General features: G+C 71.2%; 18 protein-coding genes. 11 read left to right on the top strand and 7 right to left on the bottom strand.

Annotated features, from left to right (window positions below):
* Positions 1–7: 7 nt before the first annotated feature.
* Positions 8–2,419 carry a transglycosylase domain-containing protein gene (locus AB0I88_RS23645; RefSeq protein WP_361028294.1) on the bottom strand — a complete coding sequence of 804 codons (2,412 nt, stop codon included), beginning with the start codon at positions 2,417–2,419 and terminating at the stop codon, positions 8–10.
* Positions 2,420–2,728: 309 nt separating this feature from the next.
* Here AB0I88_RS23645 and AB0I88_RS23650 point away from each other — a divergent pair, with 309 nt between their 5' ends.
* On the top strand, positions 2,729–3,031 hold the full coding sequence (locus tag AB0I88_RS23650; RefSeq protein ID WP_041832981.1) for a WhiB family transcriptional regulator: 303 nt from the start codon (positions 2,729–2,731) through the stop codon (positions 3,029–3,031).
* Here the strand turns inward: AB0I88_RS23650 and AB0I88_RS23655 are convergent, their stop codons facing one another.
* The 3 genes from AB0I88_RS23655 to AB0I88_RS23665 are packed head-to-tail and all read right to left on the bottom strand — an operon-like array spanning position 3,032 to position 5,970.
* On the bottom strand, positions 3,032–4,177 hold the full coding sequence (locus tag AB0I88_RS23655; RefSeq protein ID WP_361028297.1) for an ArsA family ATPase: 1,146 nt from the start codon (positions 4,175–4,177) through the stop codon (positions 3,032–3,034). It abuts the gene before it with no gap.
* Between the two features lie 36 nt (positions 4,178–4,213).
* Positions 4,214–5,164 carry an ArsA-related P-loop ATPase gene (locus AB0I88_RS23660; RefSeq protein ID WP_361028300.1) on the bottom strand — a complete coding sequence of 317 codons (951 nt, stop codon included), beginning with the start codon at positions 5,162–5,164 and terminating at the stop codon, positions 4,214–4,216.
* Between the two features lie 23 nt (positions 5,165–5,187).
* Complete coding sequence (locus AB0I88_RS23665; RefSeq protein WP_361028303.1) at positions 5,188–5,970, bottom strand: hypothetical protein; 783 nt, start codon at positions 5,968–5,970, stop codon at positions 5,188–5,190.
* 133 nt (positions 5,971–6,103) lie between these two features.
* Here AB0I88_RS23665 and AB0I88_RS23670 point away from each other — a divergent pair, with 133 nt between their 5' ends.
* From AB0I88_RS23670 to AB0I88_RS23690, 5 genes are all read left to right on the top strand, one after another.
* Positions 6,104–6,256: a DUF4177 domain-containing protein gene (locus AB0I88_RS23670; protein WP_361028306.1), complete on the top strand. Its 153-nt coding sequence runs from the start codon at positions 6,104–6,106 to the stop codon at positions 6,254–6,256.
* Positions 6,253–6,744 (top strand): RidA family protein, encoded by a 492-nt coding sequence (locus AB0I88_RS23675; protein ID WP_361028309.1) that lies wholly within the window; start codon positions 6,253–6,255, stop codon positions 6,742–6,744. Before AB0I88_RS23670 ends, AB0I88_RS23675 begins: the two co-directional genes overlap by 4 nt.
* Before the next feature lie 95 nt (positions 6,745–6,839).
* A complete protein-coding gene (locus AB0I88_RS23680) occupies positions 6,840–7,637 on the top strand; it encodes an MBL fold metallo-hydrolase (RefSeq protein ID WP_361028312.1) in 798 nt (265 codons plus the stop codon).
* Positions 7,634–11,233 carry an adenylate/guanylate cyclase domain-containing protein gene (locus AB0I88_RS23685; RefSeq protein ID WP_361028315.1) on the top strand — a complete coding sequence of 1,200 codons (3,600 nt, stop codon included), beginning with the start codon at positions 7,634–7,636 and terminating at the stop codon, positions 11,231–11,233. Before AB0I88_RS23680 ends, AB0I88_RS23685 begins: the two co-directional genes overlap by 4 nt.
* 31 nt (positions 11,234–11,264) lie before the next feature.
* On the top strand, positions 11,265–12,263 hold the full coding sequence (locus tag AB0I88_RS23690) for a serine/threonine-protein kinase (protein WP_361028318.1): 999 nt from the start codon (positions 11,265–11,267) through the stop codon (positions 12,261–12,263).
* An 812-nt stretch (positions 12,264–13,075) separates the two neighbouring features.
* On the opposite strand, the gene AB0I88_RS23695 is transcribed toward AB0I88_RS23690, so the two are convergent.
* The 3 genes from AB0I88_RS23695 to AB0I88_RS23705 all read right to left on the bottom strand — a co-directional run bounded on the left by AB0I88_RS23695 (position 13,076) and on the right by AB0I88_RS23705 (position 17,232).
* Complete coding sequence (locus AB0I88_RS23695; protein WP_361028322.1) at positions 13,076–15,082, bottom strand: biotin carboxylase N-terminal domain-containing protein; 2,007 nt, start codon at positions 15,080–15,082, stop codon at positions 13,076–13,078.
* A gap of 11 nt (positions 15,083–15,093) precedes the next feature.
* Positions 15,094–16,389, bottom strand: coding sequence for a carboxyl transferase domain-containing protein (locus AB0I88_RS23700; RefSeq protein ID WP_361028325.1), 1,296 nt, complete (start codon positions 16,387–16,389; stop codon positions 15,094–15,096).
* A 165-nt stretch (positions 16,390–16,554) separates the two neighbouring features.
* Complete coding sequence (locus tag AB0I88_RS23705; protein ID WP_361028329.1) at positions 16,555–17,232, bottom strand: Crp/Fnr family transcriptional regulator; 678 nt, start codon at positions 17,230–17,232, stop codon at positions 16,555–16,557.
* Positions 17,233–17,439: 207 nt separating this feature from the next.
* Here AB0I88_RS23705 and AB0I88_RS23710 point away from each other — a divergent pair, with 207 nt between their 5' ends.
* The 5 genes from AB0I88_RS23710 to AB0I88_RS23730 are packed head-to-tail and all read left to right on the top strand — an operon-like array spanning position 17,440 to position 21,893.
* Complete coding sequence (locus AB0I88_RS23710) at positions 17,440–18,597, top strand: CapA family protein (protein WP_361028332.1); 1,158 nt, start codon at positions 17,440–17,442, stop codon at positions 18,595–18,597.
* A 45-nt stretch (positions 18,598–18,642) separates the two neighbouring features.
* Positions 18,643–19,428: an endonuclease III gene (gene nth, locus AB0I88_RS23715; RefSeq protein ID WP_361028335.1), complete on the top strand. Its 786-nt coding sequence runs from the start codon at positions 18,643–18,645 to the stop codon at positions 19,426–19,428.
* Complete coding sequence (locus tag AB0I88_RS23720; protein WP_361028338.1) at positions 19,425–19,976, top strand: TlpA disulfide reductase family protein; 552 nt, start codon at positions 19,425–19,427, stop codon at positions 19,974–19,976. The genes nth and AB0I88_RS23720 overlap by 4 nt, the downstream gene beginning before the upstream one ends.
* Positions 19,973–20,686 (top strand): CoA pyrophosphatase, encoded by a 714-nt coding sequence (locus AB0I88_RS23725; RefSeq protein ID WP_361028341.1) that lies wholly within the window; start codon positions 19,973–19,975, stop codon positions 20,684–20,686. Before AB0I88_RS23720 ends, AB0I88_RS23725 begins: the two co-directional genes overlap by 4 nt.
* A 28-nt stretch (positions 20,687–20,714) precedes the next feature.
* The gene (locus AB0I88_RS23730; protein ID WP_361028344.1) at positions 20,715–21,893 is read left to right on the top strand and encodes a MarP family serine protease; all 1,179 of its coding nucleotides are present in this window, start codon (positions 20,715–20,717) and stop codon (positions 21,891–21,893) included.
* The last annotated feature ends 1,110 nt before the right edge of the window (positions 21,894–23,003 follow it).

The raw sequence follows: 23,003 nt of genomic DNA on the forward strand, positions 1-23,003 counted from the left end.
TTCCGCGTCAGTTACGTCTCGGCGGTGTGCTGGGGTTCTGGCCGGGACCCTCCGGTTCCTTCTCCTTCTTCCCGCTGCTGATCTCCAGGACCACCGCGCCGTTCTTGATCGTCCGCCCGGACGGGTTGGTGCCCGCCACGCTGCCCTTCGGGCAGTCCGATTCGACCTCGGCGCCCACCGAGACGTGGAAGCCCTGATCCTCGAGGCGGTTGCGGGCCGAGGAGACCGAGTCGCACTCCACGTCGGCGATCGACCGCTGCTCACCGAACGCGATCTTGCTGCTGCCCGGCTTCTTGAACTGCTCCTTGTCCCGGTCCTTCATGTACTCCTTGACGGTGTACTGGACGGCCGGGTTGATGATGCCGTGCTGCATGGAGTCCCGGTGGTCCGGATAGTCCGGGTTGGCCATGTAGCCCGCGACGACGATCTTCGTGGTGCCGACGATCAGCGAGGCGGTCTTCGACGCGTCGGTGGTACCGGACTTGCCGAAGACCGGGTGTCCCACGATGCCGCGGGTGTCACCGGCGGTGTTGCCGTTGCAGCTGCCGAGCTGGGCCGAGTCGCCGACCGGGCAGCGTGCCGCGTCCAGGGCGGCCCGGGCCACGTCCTTCGGGGTGGCCTGGATGCAGTGCGGCTTGCCGACGTCGATCTTCTCGCCGTCCTGCGTGGTGATCTGCTCGATCGGGGTCGGCTGGCAGTACTTGCCGTCGCCGGCGAGCGTCGCGTACGCGTTGGCCATGTCGAGCGGGGTCGATGCCGAGACGCCGAGGGAGAAGGCGCCCCACTGCCGTGCCGAATCGGGGTCGTTGGCGTACTTCGCGTCCGGGTCCGGCACGCGGAACTGGACGCCGAAGCGCTTGGCGACCGCGACCACCTTGTCGGCGCCCACCCGCTCCTGGAGTGGGATGAAGTACGTGTTGATCGACTTCGCGAAGGCGGACCACATGGTGTAGACGCCCTCACCGCCGCCGCCGGCGTTCTTCGGGCAGTAGTAGCCACCACAGGAGGCCGGGCCGGGGCCGACCGGGTAGCCGGACTTGTAGACCTTCTCCGCCTTGATCGTGTAGCCGAGCGGGTAGCCCGCCTCCAGCGCCGCGATGATCGGGAAGATCTTGAACACCGAGCCGGCCTGGTAGCCGGTGATGTCGCCACCACCGCTGAGCAGCGGGTTCGTCGTGTACGGGTGGGTGCCCCGGATGCCCTTCGCCCGCTTCTTCGGGTCCGAGGACTTCTCGTTCTGCGGGTTGTCCGGGTCGTCGAGCTTGTATTTGCGGTTCGTCGCGAGCAGCCGCACCTTGCCGGTGCCGGGCTCGACGCCGGCGAGCAGCAGCGCGTTCTTGCTCTTGTCGGACTGGCGCTCGGAGATCTCCCGGCGGGCGCCGGCCTCACCCTTGAGGTCCATCGTGGTGACGATGCGGTAGCCACCGCTCTTGAGGCGGCGGTCCCGGTCGTACGTGGTGGCGCCGAACGCCTCCTGGCTCAGCCACCAGCGGTGGAAGTAGTCGCAGAAGAAGCCCCAGTGGTTCCGCGCCACCGAGACGCAGCCGCTGCCCACCTGGCGGACCTTGGAGGGAACCTTCACCTTTTTCGACTCGTCGGCCTCGGCCTGGGTGATGGCGCCCATCTCGACCATGGCGGGGACGATGTAGTTGTCACGGCGGGCGGTGATGTCCTCGTTGCCGCCCGGCGTGGTCGGGTTGAACGCGCTCGGGGCCTTCACCATGCCGGCGAGCATGGCGGACTCGGCGACGGTCAGATCCTTGGGCTTCTTGTTGAAGTAGACCTGGCTGGCGGCATACACCCCGTACGCCTGGTTGCCGAAGGGCGCGATGTTGAGGTAGCGCTCCAGGATCTGGTCCTTGGTGAGCTGCTTCTCGATCTGCAGCGCGTACTTCATCTCGGTGACCTTGCGCTTCGGGCTGTCCTCCGTCGCGTCGATCACCTCCTGCGGCTTGGTGGCCGAGTAGGCCAGCGACATCCGCACGTACTGCATCGTGAGCGTGGAGGCGCCCTGCTGCGCGCCGCCCTGGTTGTTGCGCACGAAGGCGCGCACGATGCCTTTGACGTCGACGCCGTTGTGGTCGTAGAACTTGCGGTCCTCCGCCGCCAGGATCGCGGCCTGCATGTGCTTCGAGATGTCCTTCAGCGGAACGTCGCTGCGGAACTCGTCGTAGAACACGGCGATCTGGGTCTTCGCGTCGGACGCGTAGATCCGGGTGATCTGCGGTGAGCTGAACTCTTTCAGCTCACTCGGCAGGTTGGCGAACGTCTGACCGCCGGCCTTGGCGGCCAGGCCGGTCATCGCGGCGGCCGGGAACGCCGCTGCGGCCACGACCACGCCGGCCAGTAGGCCGCATATCAGAAGCGAGGTCGCGTTCGTGAAGATGTTGTGATCGCGTCTGCGAAACCAGGAGGACACGCGAAGCAGGGTACGCGAACAATGCACGCGCGCGCCCGCCGAGCGATCCCACCTCGCCCGATACGAGTGTGGCCAATCACCCCTGTCGGCGGAGCGATTTCCCACATCTGCACCAAAGATACCCCCGTTCGGTCACCGCTACTCAGCCGAGATGCCCGGAACTACCGGCCTATACGTATTTGAGTGACAACGTTGCGTAATCACCCAACTACAGAGCATGATGGTGCGGCGAGACACGGACGCCGGTCCGGCCTGGGGGAACAGGGAGCCGCCGGCGTCAGGGGGTGACAGCAAGGGGGGACGTTTACCGTGGGGATGATCAGCGACTGGCCCAGCATGGCGGCGTGTCAGAGTGGCGACCCTGACGCGTTGTTCGTGCAGGGCGCCGAGCAGAACGTGGCGAAGAGGATCTGCCGCAGCTGCCCGGTCCGCTACGAGTGCCTCGCAGACGCCCTGGACAACCGCATCGAGTTCGGCGTCTGGGGAGGCATGACGGAACGGGAGCGGCGGGCTCTTCTCCGCAGGCACCCGCATGTGGCGAGCTGGCGGAAGATGTTCGAGGCCGCACTGCGGGAGAAGGGCGCCGACAAGGTGCTCGTCTCCACCCGCTGATCAGGAGAGTGTGAGAAGCGCTCCGATCGTGCGCAGCCCGTCGACGTCGTGGACGTCGGCGGGCTGTGCCGCGACCGAGGTCGTCGGCACCGCCGGGAACGCCTCGGTGAAGCCGGCCGCGACCGCCGCCTCCCGTTCGGCCTGCCGCAGCAGCCGGGCGTGGATCCGCAGCACGTCCGCGGCGACCTGGTTGTCGCCGGCCTCGTCCAGTCGCTCCGCGGCGGCCTCGCTGTCCTCCGCGGTCAGCGCGGTCGGCTCCGCCGTGTGCATCCGGTTGAGCACCAGGCCGCCCAGCGGCATCCGCTCGGCCACCAGTCGTTCCGCGAAGTAGGCGGCCTCCCGGATCGCGTCCCGCTCCGGGGCCGCGACCAGCAGGAACGCGGTCTGCGGGTCCTGCAGGATCCGGTACGTCTGGTCGGCCCGCTGCCGGAACCCGCCGAACATCGAGTCCAGTGCCGCCACGAAGCCGGACAGGTCGGTGAGCAGCTGAGCGCCGAGAATCTTCTGGACCGCCCGGGAGAACAGCCCGAACGAGGCGGTGACCAGGCTGAACATGCTGCGGCCGCCGGACCGGGCCGGGGCCAGCAGGAGACGCAGCATCCGGCCGTCGAGGAAGCGGGACAGCCGGGCCGGCGCGTCCAGGAAGTCCAGCGCGGACCGCGACGGCGGCGTGTCCACCACGATCAGGTCCCACTGGTCGCCGGCCCGCAGCTGGCCCAGCTTCTCCATCGCCATGTACTCCTGCGTGCCGGCGAAGGTGGAGCTCATGGCCTGGTAGAACGGGTTCGCGAAGATCTCGGCGGCGCGTTTCGGCGTGGTGTGCTGCTCGACCACCTCGTCGAACGTGCGCTTCATGTCCAGCATCATGGCGTGCAGCTCACCGCCGCCGCCCTCCGCGATGCCCTTGACCTGGCGGGGCGTGTTGTCCAGCTCGGTCAGGCCCATCGACTGGGCGAGCCGGCGGGCCGGGTCGATGGTGAGCACCACCGTGCGGCGCCCGTGCACCTCGGCCGCACGCAGTCCCAGGGCGGCGGCCGTCGTGGTCTTCCCCACACCGCCGGCTCCGCAGCAGACCACGATGCGGATGGCCGGGTCGGCCAGGAGGCCGTCGACATCGAGCCGTGGAGCGGTCACATCAGCCACCATTTCAGGGTAGTTCGTCTTGATCGGACGTCGCCTCGATCAAGCTCGCATGAGGAGTGCGGCGAGCTCGTCCAGAGCCGGGCGGTCCACCCCGTCCGGCAGCAGCGGCAGTTCGACGACCGGCCGGTTCAGCTCGGCCAGCTCCATCCGCAGCGACTCCTCCAGCTCCCGGCGGGTCAGGTGCGCCTGCGCCTCGGCGGTGAGCTGATTCACCGTCGCCGCGGTGGCCGGCAGCCCGGCCGCGGCCAGTCCTCGCTTGATCTCCGCCTTGGTGACCCTGCCGCCGGTCAGCAGCGGCGGCCGGGCCCCGTTGATCACCACCCGGCCGACCGGGATGTGCAGCGCGGACAGCTCGGCGATCGAGTCCAGCGTCTCCTGGACCGGCATCTCCTCGAGGAGCGTGACCACGTGCACCGCGGTCATCGGCGAGCGCAGCAGCGACGCCACGCCCTCGCTCTGGGTCTTGATCGGACCCACCTTGACCAGCCGGGCGGTCTCCTCCGTCACGTTCAGGAACCGGCCCACCCGTCCGGTGGGCGGCGCGTCCAGAACCACCGCGTCGTAGAACCGGCGGCCGTCGTGCGCCCGGGTGGTGGCCTCCTTCACCTTGCCGGTGAGCAGGACGTCACGCAGTCCGGGAGCGATGGTGGTGGCGAAGTCGATGGCGCCGACCTTGCGCAGCGCCCGCCCGGCCGCGCCGAGCTTGTAGAACATGTCCAGGTATTCGAGGAGGGCCTCTTCGGCGTCCACCGCGAGCGCGCGGACCTCGCCGCCGCCGGAGGTGGTCGCGACGCGGCGCTCCGAATACGGCAGCGGATCCAGCCCGAACAGCTGGGCGATGCCCTGCCGGCCCTCCACCTCGACCAGCAGAGTGCGCCGGCCGCCCGCCGCAAGACCCAGCGCCAGCGCGGCGGCCACCGTGGTCTTGCCGGTGCCGCCCTTGCCGGTCACCACGTGCAGCCGCTCCGGCCAGTTGCGGTGTTCACCCATGCACCCAACGGTACGGCCACCTGTCAGCCGGACACCTCGCACACCAGCCAGCCGGTCTTGCGGATCACCGTGAACCGCAGATCCTGGGCGGCGGTCCTCTCGTCCTCGGTCGACATCACGACCTGCACGTCCACCCGTGCCCGCTCGTCGTCCCGGTCCGACACGGCCGGCTCGTCCCAGCGGAACACCGGGCCCGGGTAGCCGTCCGCGTACGAGCTGATCTGCTCCACCCGGGTGGTGAGCTTCGCCTCGTCCCGCGACTTGCGGCAGACCAGGTCCCGCGCGGCGGTCGCGTCCTGCTGGGTGTAGACCGCGGTCAGGAACCGGTTGACCGCGGTGGTGGGATCCGGCGAGCCGGGGTTGTCGGCGTCCCGGAGCAGGTAGTACGCCGAGACGGCGCCGCCGCCGCAGAGCGCCAGGGTGGCCACGAACGCCATCGAGAGGAAGACCGTCGCACGCCGCCGCGGGTCGGCCCCCGGCGCCGGAAAGCCGGTCGCCGCGCCCATCCAGATCGGCTCGGGCTGGGGCTGGATCTCGGCGGGGGGCGAGTGCTCGTACGCCAGATGCGCCGGCGGAGAGTACCGCCACTCGCCGGGCTTCTCGTGCCGGGCGTGCCACGGCCCGGCCGGCGGCGGCTGATGCCACACCGGCACTGCCGGATGCTCGGCGGTGTCGTGACCGGCCGTGTGCGGTGGCTCCGGCGCCGGGATCGGGTCCTCCGGCGGGATCGGCATCGGTGGTTCCGGCTCGGGTGTCGGCGGCGGCTCCGGGTGCCCGTCCGGCCGGTGCCGGGGGTCGTACGCCATGTCATCCTCCGCTCATCGCACTCCGTGATGGCGTGTGTTCTATCTGTGACACGATCCCGCTCAGCCTAGCCAACCGGCTGGTCCCCCGCGTCCTAAGCTGTGCGCGTATCCGACGTAAGGGAGAGCGAAAGCCATGCAGAAGTGGGAGTACGTGACCGTGCCCCTGCTGGTCCACGCGACCAAGCAGATCCTCGACAACTGGGGCGAGGACGGCTGGGAGCTCGTCCAGGTCGTCCCGGGGCCCAACCCGGAGCAGCTGGTCGCCTACCTGAAGCGGCCCAAGTGACGTCCCCGGCGCCGGTGGCGGGCGAGGGCGCGGTCGACGCGTACGCCCGGCTCGCCGAACTCGGTCTGACCCTGCCGTCGGTGGCCGCGCCGGTGGCGTCGTACGTGCCGGCCGTGCAGTCCGGCATCCACGTCTACGTCTCCGGTCAGCTGCCGTTCGTGAACGGCGAGCTGCCCCAGGTCGGCAAGGTCGGCGCCGAGGTCACCGTCGAGGAGGCCACCGCGCTGGCCCGGCTGTGTGCCCTCAACGCCCTCGCCGCCATCGACGCGCTGGTCGGCCTCGGCCGGATCGTCAAGATCGTCAAGGTGGGCGGGTTCGTCGCCTCGGCGCCCGGGTTCACCGCCCAGCCCGCCGTCGTCAACGGTGCGTCCGACCTCTTCGCCGCGGTTCTCGGCGAGCAGGGCCGGCACGCCCGCGCCGCCGTCGGGGTGGCCGAGCTGCCGCTGGGTGCGCCTGTCGAGGTCGAGGTCATCGCCGAAGTGGCCTGATCTTGCGGTGATTCGGCCAGATTTGCTCACCGATCGTGACCGGATCGGACATCGTGTCTCGGTCATCGCCCGGGGTCCGACGTACGATTCGGGTCATGGGGGGTGCTGCGCCCGAGTCGGCCGAGGTCGACCGGCTACCGGGTTGGGTGACGTTGCTGCGGGCGCCCAACCCGGGGCCGATGACGCTGGACGGCACCAACACGTGGATATTGCGTGCGCCCGGCGCCGAGTTCGCGACCGTGATCGACCCCGGTCCGCTCGACGACGGCCATCTGCGGCGGATCGCCGACCACGGGCCGTTCCAGTTCGTTCTGATCACGCACGGTCATCGCGACCATGTCGAGGGTGCCGACCGGTTGTCCGGGATGCTCGGCGGCACCGCGATCCTGGCCGTCGACCCGGCGCACTGCCACAACGGTGAGCCGTTGGACCCGAGCGAGTCCCTCGGCGGGAACGGACTGGAAATACGCGTCGTCGACACTCCAGGGCACACGAGCGATTCGGTGTCCTTTCTCATCGAGTGCGAGGGCGATCGCGCGATGTTCACCGGCGACACCATTCTCGGGCGGGGCACCACCGTGGTGGCCCACCCCGACGGTGACCTGGGGGAGTACCTGGACAGTCTGGAGCTGCTCAGCGCGTACCCCGAGGTCTTGATGTTGCCCGGCCACGGCCCGGCCCGGGCCGACACGGCCGAGTGCGCCCGTTTCTATCTGGACCATCGCAGAGAGCGGCTGGCGCAGGTGACGGCCGCCCTGGCCGCCGGCGCCGAGACACCCGCCGCCGTGGTCGACATGGTCTACCCGCACATCGATCCGGCCGTCCGGTTCGCGGCCGAGTGGTCGGCGGCCGCGCAGATCGACTATCTGCGCCGGAAACGGGTGACGCCGTGACGTGCCCGGTGTGCGGGACCGTCCCCGTCCCCGGCGCCCGTTTCTGCCACCACTGCGGCGCCGCGCTCCCGGTCGCCGCGCAGCCTCCGGCGGCCGAGCGGCGCATCGTCACCGTGCTCTTCGGTGACCTCTCCGACTTCACGTCGTTCTCCGAGGACCTCGACCCGGAACGGGTCGGCGCGGTCACCGACCGGGTGCTGGCCGCGCTGGCCGGCGCCGTGAAGACCTTCGGCGGCCACGTCGACAAACTCACCGGCGACGGGATCATGGCGGTCTTCGGCGCCCCGGTGGCCCATGAGGACGACGCCGAGCGGGCCGTCCGGGCGGCGCTCAGCATGCAGCGGGCGGTCCGCCGGGTGCTCGACGACGAGCGCGGCGGCGGCGCCCCGCTGGGCCTGCGGGTCGGGCTCAACACCGGTGAGGTGGTCGCCGGCATGCAGGCCGGCATCGAGTACACCGTCATCGGCGACACGGTGAACACCGCGGCCCGGCTCGCCGACGCCGCGACCATCGGCGGGGTCTACGCCGGGGAGCGGACCAGCGGCGGCACCCGGCATGTCGCCTCCTGGCGGCAGTTGCGGCCCCTCAAGCTCAAGGGCAAACGGGAGCCGGTCCCGACGTACGAGCTGCTCGGACTGCACGACGCCCCCGGCACCCGCTCCGGCCTGGGTGACGAGGCGCCGTTCGTGGGCCGGGAAGCCGAGCTGGGCCGGGTCTCCGGGCGGCTGGGCGAGGCCATCGACACCAGCACCCCCCGGATCCTGGTGATGACCGCCGAAGCGGGCATCGGCAAGTCCCGTTTCGCCGGCGAGGTCAAGCGGCTGGCCTCCGGATACCCGGGGCACGCCGCCCGGGTGCTGCGGGTCCGCTGCCGGGCGTTCGGTGAGCGCCGCCGGTACGCCCCGCTCGCCGACCTGGTGCGCAAGGCGGCCGGCCTGCCCAAGGACGTGGCCACCACGGTCGCCCGCACGGTCGTGGAGGAACGCCTCCGCAAACTCGCCGGCCGGCTCAACGTCACCCTCGACTCGGACCGGCTGCTGGTGCTGCTCGGCTACGGCGAGGTCCCGGACCGCCCGGTCGGGCCGACCGCGCCCGCCGACCGGCCGTCCACCCGGCGGATCGACGCCGAGGCCGTCTCGGCGGCGGTCGCCGACCTGCTCAACGCGCTCGCCGCCGAGGAGCCGCTGGTGCTGATCGTCGACGACCTGCACGACGCCACCGCCACCACGCTCGACGCGATCGGCCTCACGCTGAACCGGCTGGAGGGCCCGGTGGTGGCGCTGCTGCTCGGCCGCCCCGAGCTGGTCCGCACCGCCGGCGCGATGACCCGCCTCGCCGACGCCGAGGTGCACGCCCTGCCCCCGCTGCGCGGCGCGGACGCGTCCCGGCTGCTCACCTCCTACCTCGGTGGCGGCAAGCTGTCCCCGGCGGACACCGACCGGCTGCTCGCCACCGCCCAGGGCAACCCGTTCTACCTGGCCGAGATGGTCACCCTGCTGATGGAGCGGGGTTCGCTCACCCCGGCGGTCGGCGCCAACGCGGCCGGCCGGTGGGAGCTCGCCGCCGGCTCGCTCGGCAGCCGGCTGCTCTCCCGCGACCTGGCCGCCGTCCTGGCCGCTCGCATCGACGCGCTCGCCGCCGAACCGCGGCTGGTGCTGCGGGACGCCTCGGTCGCCGGGACGACCGTGCCGAGCGGGGTCCTGGAGGCGCTCCAGGAGCGGCGGGCCATCACCGGTGACCGGCCGCCCGGCCCGGTGGCCGTCGCCGAACTCGAGCGGGCCGTCGACGAGCTGCTGCAACGCCGCATGCTGCACCGGTCGCGGGGCGGCTACCAGTTCACCACCCCGCTCATGCGGGAGGCCGCCTACGCCGGGATCGGCAAGGCGGACCTGGCTGAGCGGCACGCGTACCTGGCGGCCTGGGCGGCCCCGGAGGATGTGGACCGGCCCGGCCACGACGGCGCCGTCCGGCTCAACCTGACCGACGGCGAACGCGACGCCTTCATCGCCCTCCACGTCGAGCACGCGGTCGAGCTGGCCGACGCGGTCCGGCTGCGCCCCGACGCGGCGGCCCGCGCGGTGGCCCCGCTCGGCGTCGCGGCGCTCGGCCGGATGGCCCGGCGGGCGCTGGCCGACATCGAGCCGGCCGCCGCCCTGGAGTACGGCGAACGTGCCGCCGCCCTGGCCGACGGTGACCTGCCGCTGCCCGACCAGCTGGTGCAGGCACGGGCGCTGCTGCGACTCAACCGGCCCGAGGAGGCGCTCGCGCACGGCGAGAAGATCGCGGTGAGCGCCGCCGACGAGCCGGTCTGCCGGGCCGAGGCGATGATCGTGGTCGGCCGGGCGTACGAGGCTCTCGGCGACACCGGCCGGGCCGTCGCCGCCTGGCAGGAGGCCCTCGACGTGGCCACCGAGGCGCAGCTGCTGCCGGAGCGGGCCAACGCGATGCGCCGGCTCGGCATGGCCGACTTCCTGAACGGCCGGCTCAGTCAGGCGAGCAGCCGGTTCGCGGCGGCGTACCAGGTGACGCTCGCGGCCGGGGACCGGCACGGCCAGGCGTGGGCGTTGCAGAGCCTGGCCTGGGTGACCACCACCCGCGGCGACTTCGCCGGCACCGACGCGGTGCTGGGCCGGGCCGCGCGGCTGTTCGCCGAGCTCGGCGACCCGGTCGGGCGGGCCTGGCTGCGCGGCACCACGGCGTTCGCCCGGCTGCTGGCCGGCCGTTTGCAGGAGGCACGGCGGCTGGCCCGGCTGTTCCTGCCGTTCGGCGACCGCGTCGGCGAGGGCTGGGCGGTCGGCACGCTGCGGGTCGTCGAGGCGTTCGCCGCGGCGGAACTCGGCGATCTCGGAGCCGCCGACGGGCAGGCCCGCCGGGCGTACCGGGAGTTCCTGGAGGTCTCCGACGACTGGGGCTGCGGGCTGGCTCTCGTGGTGCGGGGCGCCGTCGCCCGCGGGCTGAACGAGCCGGAGCACGCCGGCGACCTGCTCACCGACGCCCTCGGCTACGCCGACCGGACGGGGCATCCGCTGCTGCTCGGCATGGCCGGGACGCTGCGCGGGTTCGTCGCCCTGCAACGCGGCGACCTGGCGACCGCCGAGGCCGACGCGCGCCGGGTGATGACCTCCGTCGAGCCGCACAACCCGCTCGCTCCGTCGCAGGTCGGGCCGCGGGTGCTGCTGGCCGAGGCGCGGCTCCGGGCCGGGGACGCGGCGACCGCGATCGGGCTGCTCGCGCCGATCGCCAGTGACACCTCCACGCCGTCGTTGCTCTTCTCGCGGCGGCAGGCGCTGGCGTCGTACGCTTCCGCGCTTCTCGCCGACGGCCGGGTCGACGCCGCGCTGACCTGGGTCGAGCGGGCCGCCGTCGCACCGGCCGAGGACGTCCGCAGTGGCGTGGTCGCGTCGATGGTCCGGGCCCGGGTGCTGGCCGCCGCGGACCGCTGTGAGGAGGCGCGGGCGGCCGCGGACGAGGCGGTCCGGCTGGCCTACTCGACCGAGCAGACGAGCGAGCGGGCAGCCGCGGAGGAACTACGCGAAACACTCGCTTCGACCGTCGTCGAGGAAACTGTCGCCTACGCGTCTGACGTGCCCGGATGATCTCCGTGGCGGCTGGCGTATTTTCTATTCCGTGACGGAGACTCCGCCTGGCGCCCTACCCGTGCCGTACGTGCCTGGCATGTCCGGTTTGTCGGTCATGGCTCGCGGGGGTTATGCCACCGTGTACCGGGCCACTCAGGACTCCGTCGGGCGTGAAGTCGCCATCAAGGTGGAGAACCGAACCCTCGACAGTGCCCGTGACCAGGCCCGATTCCTGCGCGAAGCGCGCGCTGCCGGCCGCATGTCGTCCCACCCGCACGTCGTCGACCTCTTCGACGTCGGAGTCACGGTCGACCAGCACCCGTACCTGATCATGGAGCTTTGCGACGGCTCCTACCTCGACCGCATGCGCGTCTCCCCGCTCAACGCCGCCGAGGCCCGCGACGTCGGCATCAAGATCGCGGACGCGCTGGTGCACTCACACGCCAACGGCGTCCTGCACCGCGACGTCAAACCGGCCAACATCCTCTACTCCGAGTTCAACGCGGCCGTCCTCGCCGACTTCGGCCTGGCCGTCCTCGGTGAGATGCGCGACTCCTCGGTCACCCTCGAGGTCCTCACCCCCGCCTACGCGCCGCCGGAGATGTTCCGCCACGACAGTCCGTCCGGGGCCGCCGACGTCTACGCCCTCTGCGCCACCCTCTACGCGGTGATGAGCGGCCGGCCACCCCGCTGGGACTCCAACCGCAGCCCCAGCATCCTCACCCTGATGGACCTGTTCCACCAGCCCATCCCCGAACTGCCCGGCGTTCCGACGGCCCTCACCAACGTGCTCCGCTTCGGCATGGACAACGACCCGTCCGCCCGCCCCACCGCCGAACAGCTCCGCGACCTCCTCAACAACCTGCACCTCGACCCGAGCGTCCCGCAGCCGCCACCGGCCGTCTACCGCTCGGCCTCGACCAACCACGTGCCGCCGCCGCGCCCGCGCCCCATCCCGCCGAGCACCCCCACACTCGACGAAACCCCCACGGTCCATAACAATCCAGGCCGCAAGGGATTCTTCAGCAAGTGGTTCCTCGGCAACTGAAACCCGATCTTCGGTACGGGGTTCCCCGTCCCGGCATACAGGACCGAACCCTGGTCGACAGCGCGGCCGTCCGCGTGGTCGCGCCTGTGCCGCGCCCGCCGGGCCGAGCTGCCCACTCACCCTCCCGGCGTGTTCGCCTGCCAGGCACCGCGACTGTCCGGACATCGGCCGATCGTGTTCAGCTGGTCGTCAGGGCTGTCTCAGCGCAGTTGAGACAGCCCTGACCCGGCTGGCCTATTCGTGGGTCAGCCGGTCCGGTGCCGCCGCGGATGACGTGCCCGCCGAACCCGCGGGCGTTGCGCGGACCGGGCCGGTCGGGCTCGGGGGAGGCGGGTCGGTTGTCGTGGACGTCGGTTGATGCGGTGTCGCCCGGAGGTCCCGGGGCCGGCGTCCGCAGCCACGTGTGCGGTGAGAATGCGACACCCGGTGCGGGTGTCGGGTTTCCCAGGCGCATACGACTCGGCCGACGAACTCACCGATCGGGGACCGGCTTCGTGGCCGTCACGAGCCCAACATGCGCGCCGGCCGGCACCGACCAGCCGCGGGACGGCGCGGAGAACGATCGGCGTCAGGGTCAGCCTCGACAATCAGCCGAAGACGATCTCTCACCCGACGGCGCGCAACGGCCGCAACCCGGCAGCCGCGTCGCGAGAAGCCGGACCCGGTGACCCGTGCGGCGCCAGCCGCCCGGGTCGGATCGTGCGGCGCCAGCCGCCCGATCAGGCTGCGGCCTCGACCCGGCAGCGAGATCGCGTGGCTCGGCGGAACGGCCCGGATTCGATAGGACGGCCCACCGCGTACCGGAAATGGGGTTATTCGGGGTCCAGGACCGCCAGGAGCTCGCCGGTGTCCACTTCGGCCCCGGGCTGGACGGGGAGGGAGGCGACCACGCCGGCGGCCGGGGCGTGGACCGGGTGTTCGAGTTTCATCGCCTCCAGGGTGAGCAGGAGCTCCCCGGCGCGGACGCGCTGGCCGGGGACCACCAGGACGCGGCGGACGGCGCCGGGGAGCGGGGCGATCAGCGAACTCTCGGCGGCTTCCGTGGTGGGCAGCGGGAAGCGGGAGATCTCGCGAAGGGCGACCGAGCCTTCGGGGCTGTCGACGTAGGAGATGTCACCGACCCGGTGTACGTGGACCGCGAACCGGATGCCCTGCACGTTGAGGACGACGCGGTCGCTGCCGGCCTGGACGACCACGATGGCCGGGTGTTCGGCGGCGACGGGGGCCTGACCCAGACCCGCGAGGTCGAGTTCCTCGGGGTCGACGGCGCGGACCCACCAGCCGGCCAGGCCGCCTTTGCGGTCCATCCGGTAGCCGACCTCGACGGGGCCGGTGGGACCGTCGTAGACGGCGGTCTGTGAGCCGGAGGGGACGTTGCGCCAGCCGGACGGCAGGGAGCCGAGGACGGGGGCCGCGGCGCGCCGGGCGGCGGCGCCGGCCAGTGCGGCGGCCAGGCAGGAGAGCCGGACCGCGTCGACCGAGGAGAGCAGCGGGGCGAACACCTCGGGGTGCCGGTCCAGGAAGCCGGTGTCCACCTCGCCGGCACGGAAGGCGTGGTGCCGCAGCACCCGGACCAGCAGGTCCCGATTGGAGACGACGCCGTGCAGGTGGGCCCGGGCCAGGGCGGAGGCGAGCATCCGGGCGGCCTCCTGACGGCTGGGCGCCCAGGCGATGAGTTTGGCCAGCATCGGGTCGTGATGCATGCCGATCACCGAGCCGTCGGTGACTCCGGCGTCGAGCCGCAGGCCGGGTTGCGGCAGCGGCCGGAACTGGCCGGCCACGTCGGGTACGGCGAACCGGTGCAGGGTGCCGGAGGCGGGCAGCCAGGCGTACGCCGGATCCTCGGCGCAGATCCGCACCTCGATGGCGTGACCGCGGATCGCCGGCGGCCCGGGCATCGGCACGTTGCCGCCCTCCGCCACCAGCAGCTGGAGGCGGACCAGGTCGTAGCCGGAGACGCATTCGGTGACCGCGTGGTCGGCCTGGAGCGTGGGGGTCAGCTCCAGGAACCAGAAGTCCCCTTCGGAGTCGAGCAGGAACTCGACCGCCCCGGCGCCCACGAAGCCGAGCGCGCGGACCGCGACGATCGCGGCCCGGCACAGGTCCTCGCGCAGCCCGACGTCGACGGCCGGGGACGGGGTCTCCTCGACGATCTTCTGATAGCGGCGCTGCACCGAGCATTCGCGTTCCCCGAACGGGACCACGGCGCCCTGGGCGTCGGCCAGGATGGGAACCTCGATGTGGCGGACGTTGCTGACGTACGGCTCGCAGAACACGTCCCCGCCGACCTCGCGCCGGGTGGAGGCGACCGCCTCGGCGAGGGCAGTGGCGTCCCGGACCACCCGCATGCCGTGGCCGCCGGTGCCGGTGGCCGGTTTGATCAGCACGGGAAAGCCGGGCACGGTCTCCGGGTCGGTGTAGGTCGGCAGAACCGGCACCTGCGCCTCGGCGACCAGGTTCTTCGTCTCGATCTTGGCGGCCAGGGTGCGGAGTGTGGCCGGTGGCGGTCCCACCCAGATCATCCCGGCGTCCACGACGGCCTGGGCGAACTCCGGATCCTCGGCCAGTATCCCGATGCCGGGGTGCACGGCGTTGGCCCCGGCCCGCTGAGCAGCCGCGAGCAGGGCGCGGGTCTCCAGGTACGTCGTGGACGGCGTGCTGCCCGGCAGATGGACCGCGTAGTCGGCCTCGGTGACGTGCGGCGCGTCGGCGTCCGCGTCGGAGTAGACGGCGACCGTCTCGATGCCGACCAGCCGGCAGGTGGCGAACACCCGGCGGGCGACCTCACCGCGGTCGGCCACCAGAAGTCGTCGGATCACTGGTCTACCTTTCAAGATCGGAATACGCCGACGTGTCCGGCGCCCTCGACGGCCGCGCTGTGCACCACGGAGAGGCAGAGCCCGAGGACCGTACGGGTGTCGCGCGGATCGATGACGCCGTCGTCGATAGGGGTGGTGCCGGCCGTGGGCCAGCTGAATCGGAAGCGGGGTTCGTCGGTGCGCTCGGGGCCGATCCCGCCGACGGTGAGGACCAGATGCGGCACTGTGGACCTGGCGATGGCGTGTGCCAGCGGGGCGTCGTGCCGGCTCTCCTGGTCGCCGGCCGGTGTCCCGGGATGGCCCAGGAACAGCATCGGGGTGGCGGTGGCGTTCGCCAGGTGCAGGAAGTGCACCGCCTTCTGCGCCTCGGTGGCCGAGCAGGACCGGTTCGGGGTGGCGAGCATTCCGAGCGGGTAGCCGTGCAGTTCGCCCCAGCCGGCCACGATCGCGGCGCCGTGTCCGGGTTTGAACTCGTCGAAGTCGCTGTCGTCGAGGATCCGCGCGAACACCTCGCGCGGCTCGAACCCGGCCGGTTCGACGGCGGCCAGGGTGAGCAGGTCCTCGTCGCGGTGCCGGGGCGGGGCCGGTCGGCGGGTACGCGGCGCCGGCCCCTGCTTGCGCCAGTTGAGCCGCCGTACGCACTGGCGGGCCAGCCGCAGCCCGTCCCGTTCGTCGACGGCGGTCTGGTCGGCGGGGTCGGCGGGAATCACCGGGGTGTGCCCGTTGGCGCCGCCGTTGACCGGACCGCGGACCGTGATCGTGTAGTCGGAGAGGGCCGGCAGGTAGGCGGCGTCCCCGGTGGTGGTCCCGAAGACCACGCAGATCGACGGCACCCGTTCCGGTGGGAACAGCCCGCCGCCGGCGCCGGTCCCGCCGGTCGACTCGACCAGGTTGATCAGCGGGAGGCGGTTGGCCGTGGCGATCGTGGTGGCCCGGCGGATCTTGTCGGCGGTGTACGGGTTGACCGCACCCTCGGCCACCGTCGGATCGTTCGCCACCACAGCACACTCGACGCCCTCGACGACGCCGATCCCGGTGACCACGCTGCCGCCGACCGGGTATTCGGAGCCCCAGGCCGCGACCGGGCACAGTTCGAGGAACGGGCTGTCCTGGTCGAGCAGCATCTCGATGCGCTCGCGGGGCAGCAGTTTCCCGCGGGCGTGGTGCCGGGTGACGTTCTTCTCGCCGCCGCCGGCACGGGCCTCGTCGAGCGCCTTCTCCAGCTCGGCCAGGCGTTCCAGGGTGGTGCCGCGCCCCTGCAGGTAGGCGGGATCACGCGGATCCAGCGTGGTGTCGAGCACGGTCATGCCGCCACGCCCCTGCCTGCCCTCAAAGCCGCGCCCTTCCGTGTCTCCGCCGTTGCCCTCTCGGCCACCTCCGTAACGAGTGGCCGTGCGGATGCGACACGGAGAGGTGCGGCGGGCACGGTCGAGGGGCTGTCCGGCGGGACAGCCCCTCGACGAACAATGGCGTCAGACGCGGGCGCGGCGGGCCAGGCGCTCCGGGTCCAGGATGATCACGGACTTGCCGTCCAGCCGGAGCCAGGCACGCGAGGCGAAGTCGGCGAGCGCCTTGTTGACCGTCTCACGGGAGGCGCCGACCAGCTGGGCCAGCTCCTCCTGGGTGAGGTCGTGGGTCACCCGCAGGACGCCGCCGTCCCGGGTGCCGAAGCGGCCGGCCATCTGGAGCAGGTTCTTCGCCACCCGGCCGGGCACGTCGGTGAAGATCAGGTCGGCGAGCGCGTCGTTGGTGCGCCGCAGCCGCCGGGCCAGCACGCGAAGGAGCTGCTCGGCGATCTCCGGCCGGTTGTTGAGCCACGGGCGCAGCGACGACTTCTTCAGCCGCGCCAGGCGGCTGTCGGTGACCGCGGTCGCCGTCGCCGTCCGCGGACCGGGGTCGAAGAGCGACAGCTCACCGAGCATGTCGGACGGGCCCATGATGGAGACGAGATTCTGCCGTCCGTCCGCCGCCCGGCGACCGAGCTTGATCTTTCCGGACAGAACGATATACAGGCTGTCGCCGGCTTCGCCCTCGTTGAAGACCACGTCGCCCTTGCGGACTTCGATCGTGTCCATCTCCTTGGCGAGCGCGTCAGCGGCTTCCGGGTCTACACCCTGAAAGATTCCGCTCCGGGCCAGTACCTCATCCATCGCCGCACCTTTCGAAAACGCGCAACGTCTGCGCTCGATCAGTCTAGGCGCACGCGGGCGGGAAACGGGCGGCCACCCCTTGATCCAAATACTGGACGGTAACCAGAAATGCCAGGACGGCTCATGACAATTCGGCGGTCCAGGCATATCAGGACAGGCCATTCGTCGGTCGATCCCGCTTGCCGGTTGACGGTATCGTGCGCGTCGATGAATCTGCACCCCTGGTCCCCCCGTGACAAGCGCCGCGCCCGACTTGCGACGATTGCCCTGGCTGCCCTGATCGGTGGCGCTTTGGGTGGTTGTGGCCAGGATGGTGATGAGTCTCCGGTCTGGACCGCGCCGAACTCCGGCTCCGCCGCCTCGGCCAAACCGCCGGTCGAGGAGTCGGCCGAGGTCGAATCGATCTCCCTCTCGGCCACCGGCGACATCATCATGGGTGACGCTCCGAACAAGCTGCCGGCCAACGACGGCGAGGGCTTCTTCGACGCGGTCACCACCGCGCTCAAGTCCGACTTCGTGATGGGCAACCTGGAGCAGCCGCTCACCGGCGACACCGGCACCTCCAAGTGCGGCACCCCGAAACGGCCCAACTGCTTCGCCTTCCGGTCCCCGCCGGCCTACGCCGAGCACCTGAAGGAGGCCGGGTTCCAGCTGCTCAACACGGCCAACAACCACTCCAAGGACTACGGCGTCCAGGGCTACCGCAACACCGTGGAGGCGCTCGAGGGCGCCGGGCTCGAGCACACCGGGGCCGAGGACCAGATCACCGTCGTCACGGTCAAGGGGATCAAGGTCGCGGTGGTGGGCTTCTCGCCGTACGCGGGGGCCAACAACGTGAACGACCTGGCCGCCGCCCGCGACGTCGTCGCCGAGGCCGAGTCGCAGGCCGATCTGGTCGTGGTGCAGGTGCACATGGGCGCCGAGGGCTCCGACAAGGCGCACGTGAAACCGGGCAACGAGATCTACTTCGGCGAGAACCGCGGCAACCCGGTCAAGTTCAGCCGCACGGTGATCGACGCCGGGGCCGACCTGGTCGTCGGGCACGGGCCGCACGTGCTGCGCGGCATGGAGTTCTACAAGGGCAAGCTCATCGCGTACAGCCTGGGCAACTTCGCCGGCGGCGGGCGCACCCTGTCCCGCGACGGCATCCTCAAGTACTCCGGCGTGCTGCACGTCTCGCTCACCAAGGACGGGGCGTACGCGGGCGGCAAGTTCGTCTCCACCTACCTCAACGACGCCGGTGTGCCGTCGCGCAACAAGGGCGACGACCGCAGCCGCAAGATGGTGGCCGAGCTGTCCGAGGCCGACTTCGGCGACAACGCCGCCGTCCTGGCCGAGGACGGGACCATCAAGCCACCGGCATGACCGACGTACTCTTTACCGGTGACCCGACCCCGCGCAGCGACAGCCGTGCTATCGCGCTTCGCGGGGGAGACACCACTCGGCCGTAAACGCCGGGCGCGGAAGATGGCGCGGGTCCTCGCCGACACCCATCCCGACGCGCACTGCGAGCTGGATTTCACCAACCCGCTCGAACTGGCCGTCGCCACCATCCTGTCCGCGCAGACCACCGACGTGCGGGTCAACCAGGTCACTCCGGAGCTGTTCCGCCGGTATCGGTCGGCAGCCGACTACGCGGCCGCCGACCGGGACGAGATGGAGACGCTGCTGCGGCCCACCGGCTTCTTCCGGGCGAAGACCAACTCGCTGATCCGGCTCGGGCAGGCGCTGCTGGAGCACCATGACGGCCAGATCCCCGGCAAGCTGGACCAGCTGGTGAAACTTCCCGGCATCGGCCGCAAGACCGCCAACGTGATCCTGGGCAACGCGTTCGACGTCCCGGGCATCACCGTCGACACCCACTTCCGGCGGCTCACCAACCGGTTCGGCTGGGTCGACGAGCAGGACGAGGTGAAGATCGAGTCCCTGGTCGCCGGTCTGATCGAGAAACGCGACTGGACGATGCTGTCGCACCGGGTGATCTTCCACGGGCGGCGGGTGTGCCATGCGCGGACACCGGCTTGCGGCGCCTGCACCCTGGCGGCGATGTGCCCGTCCTACGGCACCGGCCCGACCGAGGCTGCACCCGCGGCCAAGCTGCTCAAAGGCCCACGGGCGCGGGACCTGGCGGCGGCCGCCGGCGTCGACCCCGACCTGGTCCCGGCCGCGGCGGTCCTCGCCCCGGAGGAGCCGTGAGGCGGCTCCTTCCACTGATCGCCGCCGTCCTGGCGCTGTCCGCCTGCGCCACCGCGGCCGAGCCGGACGAACCGGAGATACCGTCCCCGTTCGCGGTCTGCGACGCCATCGGCTCCACAGGTGCCGGATCCACCGAGATCCCCGACATATCGCTGCCGTGTTTCACCGGCGACGCGCCGGTCCGGCTGCGTGACGTGCGCGGGCCCGCGGTGATCAACCTGTGGGCGTCCTGGTGTCTCCCGTGCCGCGAGGAGCTGCCGGTCATCCAAGGGCTCGCCGACCGCGCCCAGGGGCGGTTCACCGTCGTCGGCGTGGACGTCGACGGCGACCGGGACGCCGCCGCCCGCTTCGCCGCCACCCGCGATGTCAGCTTCCCGACCCTTCACGACCCGGAGAAGACACTCCTGGACAAACTGGGACTCATGACCCTGCCCGCCACCGTCTTCATCGATGCCGACGGGGGGATGTACGTGCACCGCGCCGCCATGGACGTCGACCAGTTGATAGAACAGATGAAGAAACACACCGGCGTTACGGTGACCCGATGAGCCGCGGTGAGGTGCTGGGCCGGCCGGACGGGCTGCCCGGCTGGTTCGAGCCACTCCTGACCCGGGTCGCCGAGTGCCGTACCGAAGACTTCACCACCCTGCGGAAGCCGGCCGGAAACGGTGGCCGGGCCAGCGCGGTGCTCGTGCTCATCGGTGAGGACGACGACGGCCACCCCGACCTGCTGGTCCTGCAACGGGCCGCGACCATGCGCAACCACGCCGGCCAGCCCGCCTTCCCGGGCGGCGCCACCGACCCGGACGACGCCCACGCCCCCGCCACCGCGCTGCGCGAGGCACAGGAGGAGGTCGGCCTCGACCCGTCCAGCGCCGAGGTGCTCGCCCTGCTGCCGGAGCTGTGGATCCCGGTCAGCGGCTTCGTCGTCACCCCCGTGCTGGCCTGGTGGCGCAAACCCCATCCGGTGCACCCGTTGCAGGCGTCCGAGGTGGCACATGTCGCCAGGCTGCCGATCAGTGAACTCGCCGACCCCGCGAACCGTATCCGGGTGCGTCATCCGAGTGGCTGGATCGGACCCGCCTTCCAGGTTCGAGGGCTGCTCGTCTGGGGTTTCACGGCGGGGGTGATCGCGGCGATGCTGGAGATGGCCGGCTGGGCGATCCCCTGGGAGCCGGGCCGTCTCGTGGAACTGCCGGACGCCAGCGCGCCCGTACCGGCGGCACGGGGCGGAGCGCCGGACGAGGTGGTGTCGTGAGATGGACCCTGACTTCTACGCTGAGTGAGTGCCCGTGGTCGATGTCATCCTGATCGTGCTCATGGTGCTGTTCGCGATCAGCGGATACCGCCAGGGCTTCACCATCGGCGCGCTGTCGCTCGGTGGCTTCTTCAGCGGCGTCCTGATCGGTCTTCAACTCGGGCCGCTGATCGCCCGCCAGTTCGAGAACGGGACGGTCCGGCTGGTCGTCGCGCTCGGCGTCATCCTGGTGCTGGCCGTCCTCGGGCAGACCCTGGCCGGCTGGCTCGGCACCAACCTGCGGCAGGTCATCCAGAGCCGCCCCATGCAGTACCTCGACGACGCCGGCGGCGCGCTCGTCTCGATCGTCGCCGTGCTGCTGGCCGCCTGGCTGGTGGCCGTGCCGTTCCAGTCGACCCCGTTCCCGGCGATCAACCGGGAGGTGCGCGGCAGCACCATCCTCGGCGGCATCAACGAGCTGATGCCCGAACAGGTGCAGGCGCTCTCCTCCGGGCTCCGCGACACCCTCGACACCAACGGTTTTCCGGACGTGTTCGGCGGCTTCGCCCGTACCCAGGCCCGTGAGGTCCCCGAACCCGACCCGGCGCTGGCCGGCTCCAAGGTCGTGCAGGAGTCCAAGGCCTCCGTCCTCAAGATCCTCGGCTCGGCGCCGAGCTGCTCCCGCCGCATCGAGGGCACCGGCTTCGTCTACGCCAGAGAGCGCGTCATGACGAACGCGCACGTCGTCGCCGGCACCCGCGAGGTGGTCGTGGAGAGCGGTGGCCGCCAGATCGAGGGCAAGGTCGTCGTCTACGACCCCAAACGCGACCTGGCCGTCCTCCACGTGCCCGGGCTCAAGGCGCCGGTCATGCCGTTCGTCTCCAAGGAGGCGGCGAGCGGCGCCAACGCCATCGTGCTCGGCTACCCCCAGGACGGGCCGTACAACGCCCAATCCGCCCGTGTCCGCGACGTCAGCCGCATCACCGGCCCCGACATCTACGAGTCCGGCGACGTGACCCGGGAGATCTACACGATCAAGTCGCTGGTCCGCAGCGGCAACTCGGGCGGACCCCTCATCGCCCCGAACGGCGACGTCCTCGGCGTCATCTTCGCGGCCGCCGCCGACGACAAATACGTCGGCTTCGCCCTGACAGCCGACGAGGCCGCCTCAGTGGCCCAGGCCGGGCGAACAGGCACCCGAGGCGTCAGAACAGGCGAGTGCGCTTGAAACCCATCTCCGGTACGAGCTGAACAGCCCCCAACCGCACCACCCCGCCCCCGAGCGCACCGCGACCCGGTGCCGACGCACGCCTTTGCCGCGCCCGCCGGGCTGAGCCTGATCGGGCGGCTGGCGCCGCACGATCCGGCCCGGGCGGCTGGCGCCGCACGGGCCACTGGGTCCGGCTTTTCGCGGCGCGGCTGCCGGGTCGCGGCCGTAGCGCGCCGTCGGGGTGAGAGATCGTCTTCGGCCGGCTCCCAGGGCTGTCCCTGCTGGCTCTTTAAGAAATCTTCTCTACCGGCGCATATCTGGTCCGATCCCTGGTCGCTAGGCCCCACCTCGGGGGTGTCGGGTAGCGGAAATCGGACCTGGAGCAGGGATTCCAGGGCCTGCGACGGCGACTCCAGGGAGGTGGAGACCCGTCCGCCGTGGCGTTTCCACAGGTAGATGGCTTTCCTCAAATAGCCAGCAGGGTCAGCCCTGACCCTGCTGGCTTATCAATAGTGGCTCGCTACCAGGGCATGTCCGGTCCGGCCCCGCTTTGCCAGGCCTCACGACGTGGGTGCGGTGTAGCGGAGACCGGACCTGGATCAGGGATTCGATGACCGGCGACGGCGACGGCGATCGGCGGTCCAAGGCCGGTGAAGATCGGTCCGTTGCGGTGGTTGCGCGTGTGGACGGCGTTGCGTGGACGGTGTGCTCGTTGCTGGGCAGGACCGGTGATGTGACCCGGCTGGCCGTGATGGCTCCTCGGCGGTCCAAGGCCGGTGAAGATCGGTCCGTTGCGGTGGTTGCGCGTGTGGACGGCGTTGCGTGGACGGTGTGCTCGTTGCTGGGCAGGACCGGTGATGTGACCCGGTCGGCCGCGATGACTCCTCGGCGATCGCCGCTGACTCTGCCCCTGGACTCCAGCGTGCGGCACCGGCCGGCCGTCACACGCCATCACCATCACGTTCACCGGCTGGCAGCGCACGCAGGAACGAAATCCCGTCCGGGGAGACGGGACACGGATCACGGCTATCTGTGTTCCGCAGACGTGACACCCGCAACGGGTGTCGTCACACCCACTACGGGTGTCACGTTCTCCGAGCACACATCGCCCTGCACACCGGCCCTCCG

Origin of the sequence: Actinoplanes sp. NPDC049802, assembly GCF_040656595.1 — a bacterium.
Taxonomy (GTDB): Bacteria; Actinomycetota; Actinomycetes; order Mycobacteriales; family Micromonosporaceae; genus Actinoplanes.